Genomic DNA, 3,672 nt, shown 5'->3' on the forward strand with positions numbered 1-3,672 from the left:
CCGAATTCGCCGCCGTCGGCGAAGCGGTTGGAGACGTTGTGGAAGACGCAGGCGGAATCGACACTGCGGAGGAAGGCTTCCGCAGTGGTTGGGTCTTCGGTGACGATGGTGTCGGTGTGGTGGGAGCCGTATTGATTGATATGTGAAACGGCTTCTTCGAGAGATAATACGATTTTAATGGATAAGATGAGGTCGAGATATTCGGTGGACCAGTCTTCCTCGGTTGCGGGGGTGATGTCGGTTAGAATGGCGAGGGTTTCGGCGCAGCCGCGGAGTTCGACGTTTTTCGCGCGGAGGCCGGCTGCGACTTTGGGGAGGAAGGTGCGGGCGATTTCGCGATGGACAAGGAGTGTTTCCAATGCGTTGCAGACGCCGCATTTCTGGGTCTTGGCATTGACTGTTAGAGAGACAGCCATGTCGAGATCGGCGGATTGGTCGGCGTAGAGGTGGCAGATGCCGTCGTAGTGTTTGATGACGGGCATGCGGGCGAGGGAGACGACGGTTTCGATCAGGCCTTTGCCGCCACGGGGAATGATGAGGTCGAGCCATTGGTCCATGCCGGCGAGGGTGGCGACGCTCTCTCGATCGGTGAAGGGGATGAGCTGGATGGAGTGCTCGGGCGCGCCTGCTTTTGCGAGAGCAGCGGAAATGGCAAGGTTGGAGTGGATGGCCTCGCTGCCACCGCGAAGGATGGTGGCGTTTCCGGTTTTGAAACAGAGGACGGCGGCGTCTGCTGTGACGTTGGGGCGGCTTTCGTAGATGATGCCGATGGTGCCGATGGGGACGCGGATTTGTTCGATTTCAATGCCGTTGGGGCGCGTCCATTTTTCGAGGATCTGACCGACGGGATCGGGAAGGGTGGCGACTTGGTCGATGCCCGCAGCCATGGCTTCGATACGCTTCTCATCGAGCATGAGGCGATCTAACATGGCGGCGGATAGGCCTTTTTCCGTGCCGGCTGCGAGGTCCTTGGCGTTGGCCGTCAGGATGTCCGGCGTGGCTTCGCGGATGGCCGAAGCCATCGCGCGGAGGATGGTGTTTTTCTCCTCGGATGAAAGCTGTGCGAGCTGATAGGCGGCCTTGCGCGCCTGTTTTCCCATTTGGTGGATGGTTTCCTGGAGGGTGGACATCGGGAGAGACCGTAAGGGCAGGGTGCGGCGACTCAAGTGTGAATCGGGTTTCAAATCGGACGATTCTCAGGTTGAATGGTGGCGTGGACGAGGAAGAACCTGTTGAGATTCCGATCCGTGATGAGATTGATCTTCACACTTTCAGACCATCCGAGGTGGGTGAGCTGTTGCCGGAGTATTTCCGGGCTTGCAGGGAAAAGGAGATTTCCCGCGTGCGGGTGATTCACGGCAAGGGGACCGGCGCACTGCGCGAAGGAGTGCATCGGTTGCTCCGCAAACTGCCCGAGGTGGTGGATTTTCAACTCGCCGGTGATGGCTCCGGTGGTTGGGGGGCGACGTGGGTCACGCTCCGTCGGTGATTCCGGAGGAGGAGAATTTCGTGGAAATCCCGTGCCCGGCAACGATCGCCGATAGTCGTTCCGGATGACGGCCGTGGGCGATGTGCGTTTCGATACCGGCATCGAGGGCGAATTTCACGGCGGAAAGCTTCGAGGCCATCCCGCCCATGGAGAAACGGCCCTTGTCCTCGCGAACGTGGCGGAAGACGCCTTCGATGTCGGAAACCTCAGGGATGAGCGCGTTGGTTTCAGGGTCTAACAGGCCATCGACGCTGGTGAGAAGGATCACCCGTTTTGCCCCGGCGAGCTTGGCAACGCGGACGCAAAGCATATCGTTATCGCCGAATTTCAACTCTTCGACGGCAACGGAGTCGTTCTCGTTGATGATCGGCAGGATGCGTGGCTCGGTGAGTAGGCGCCGAAGGGTGTCGGTGACATATCCGGCGCGGAGTGGTGTGCCGAGGTCATCGGCGGTGAGGAGCACCTGAGCGATGGTAACGTCGAAATTGGCGAAAAGGCTGCTGTAGGTCTGCATCAGCCGCGCCTGACCCACGGCGGCGCAGGCCTGGCGGGTGGCGGTGTCTTTCGGATATTCTGTTAGACCCAGTGCGGAAACGCCAGAGCCAACCGCGCCCGACGAAACGAACAGGCAGCGATGCCCAGCATCCATGAGCCCCGAAATGGCAGAAACGAGGTGCACGAGCGCGGCGCGGTCGAGGGTGCCGTCGGCGGCCTTGGTCAGCACTCCGGTGCCGGCTTTGATCACGGTAAGGTCTGGAATCATGGGAAATGGATGATGCCGGGCGGTTCCGGCTGCACGCGGATAGATCAAAACGCGCCCACACGCCAATGCAATCCCGTAAGCCATCGATCTACCCAAACGTCTGCCTTCATCAGAATCTCCACCCATTTCACTCCGCCATCCGACGAGCGGAAATTCCACCGTCTGCATCCTATTGACGCCCGCCGGGTGGATGGCCACGCTGCCGACATGGACGCCGCACCGGTCGTAGGAATCATCATGGGCAGTACATCGGACTGGCCGACGCTGGAGCACGCCGCGCGCACCTTGCGCGATTTCGGCGTGGCTTGGGAGGCCGAAGTCGTTAGTGCACACCGGACCCCGGGAAAATTGGTCACCTACTCGCAATCCGCCAGCGCACGAGGACTGAAATGCATCATCGCCGGTGCTGGCGGCGCCGCGCATTTGCCCGGCATGACCGCCGCGATGACCGAGCTGCCGGTCTTGGGCGTCCCGGTCCAATCCAAGACTCTGAATGGCGTCGACTCGCTCCTTTCCATCGTCCAAATGCCAGCCGGCATTCCCACCGCCACCTTCGCCATCGGCAAAGCCGGCGCCATCAACGCCGCACTTTTCGCCATCGCCATGCTCGCCACGGAAAACCCGGCGCTCGCCGAAAAACTCCGCGCCTTCCGGCAAAACCAAACCGACACCGTCACCGCCGCCGAGTTACCGCCTCTCGATTGATCTCCACCATGTCGCCCGATTTCATCCCCCTTCATCCGCCGCATTGCGTCGTCGGCGTCATTGGTGGTGGCCAGCTTGGCCGCATGCTCGCCCTCGCCGCCCGCCGCATGGGCGTGCGCACCTGCATCTGGACCGGCGGCCTCGAAGCACCAGCGGTCGAAGTCGCCGACGAAATCATCGACCTCCCGTTCGACGACCCAGCAGCGCTCGAAAAATTCTGCCGCACCGCCACCGTCGCCACCGTCGAGTTTGAAAACATCCCGCGCGGAACCCTCGAAAAAGTCGCCGGTTGCATCCCGCTGCACCCCTCGCCCCAAGCCATCTCGATCTGCCAAAACCGCGAGCGCGAAAAGGAATTCCTCCGCGCCAACGGCATCCCCCACACCTGGTTCGCAGTCATCGCCAGCGAGTCCGACCTCGCCGCCGCCATGCTCGAACTCAACGGCCCCGGCGTCCTCAAAACCGCCGCCTTCGGATACGATGGCAAAGGCCAGCTCAAACTCTCCGGAACCGAAGACCCCGCCACCGTCTGGGCCGCCTTCGGTGCCGACCGCGCCGTCCTCGAAGCTTGGGTCCCCTTCGAAAAGGAACTCTCCGTCATGGCCGCCCGCGGTGCCGACGGCCGCACCGTCACCTACGACCCTGCGGAAAATCGTCACCGCCATCACATCCTCGACGTCTCCATCGTCCCCGCGCGCGTCAGCCCCGCCGTCTC

At 61.8% G+C, this 3,672-nt stretch carries 5 protein-coding genes; 3 read left to right on the forward strand and 2 right to left on the reverse strand.

All coding sequences use genetic code 11. The features are described 5' to 3' along the window. A partial coding sequence (locus ACIQ67_RS20900) for a glutamate-5-semialdehyde dehydrogenase (RefSeq protein ID WP_397536298.1) occupies window positions 1–1,130 on the reverse strand: 1,130 nt, incomplete at its 3' end. A gap of 83 nt (window positions 1,131–1,213) precedes the next feature. Here ACIQ67_RS20900 and ACIQ67_RS20905 point away from each other — a divergent pair. Beyond that, window positions 1,214–1,489, forward strand: coding sequence for a Smr/MutS family protein (locus ACIQ67_RS20905; RefSeq protein WP_397536299.1), 276 nt, complete (start codon window positions 1,214–1,216; stop codon window positions 1,487–1,489). Here the strand turns inward: ACIQ67_RS20905 and proB are convergent. After that, window positions 1,473–2,252, reverse strand: coding sequence for a glutamate 5-kinase (proB, locus tag ACIQ67_RS20910; protein WP_397536300.1), 780 nt, complete (start codon window positions 2,250–2,252; stop codon window positions 1,473–1,475). The two genes, ACIQ67_RS20905 and proB, sit on opposite strands and share 17 nt — an antisense overlap. A 207-nt stretch (window positions 2,253–2,459) precedes the next feature. Between proB and purE the strand changes: the two genes are divergently transcribed. Both purE and ACIQ67_RS20920 read left to right on the forward strand, forming a co-directional pair. After that, window positions 2,460–2,957 (forward strand): 5-(carboxyamino)imidazole ribonucleotide mutase, encoded by a 498-nt coding sequence (gene purE, locus ACIQ67_RS20915; RefSeq protein ID WP_397536301.1) that lies wholly within the window; start codon window positions 2,460–2,462, stop codon window positions 2,955–2,957. An 8-nt stretch (window positions 2,958–2,965) separates the two neighbouring features. Further along, a partial coding sequence (locus ACIQ67_RS20920; RefSeq protein ID WP_397536302.1) for an ATP-grasp domain-containing protein occupies window positions 2,966–3,672 on the forward strand: 707 nt, incomplete at its 3' end.

Source organism: Roseateles sp., assembly GCF_044373315.1.
Lineage (GTDB): Bacteria > Pseudomonadota > Gammaproteobacteria > Burkholderiales > Burkholderiaceae_C > JACDQM01.

Bases quoted from the DNA above. Each gene is read 5' to 3' on its own strand.
- proB (WP_397536300.1), bottom strand. From the start codon at position 2,252: ATGATTCCAGACCTTACCGTGATCAAAGCCGGCACCGGAGTGCTGACC.
- purE (WP_397536301.1), top strand. From the start codon at position 2,460: ATGGACGCCGCACCGGTCGTAGGAATCATCATGGGCAGTACATCGGAC.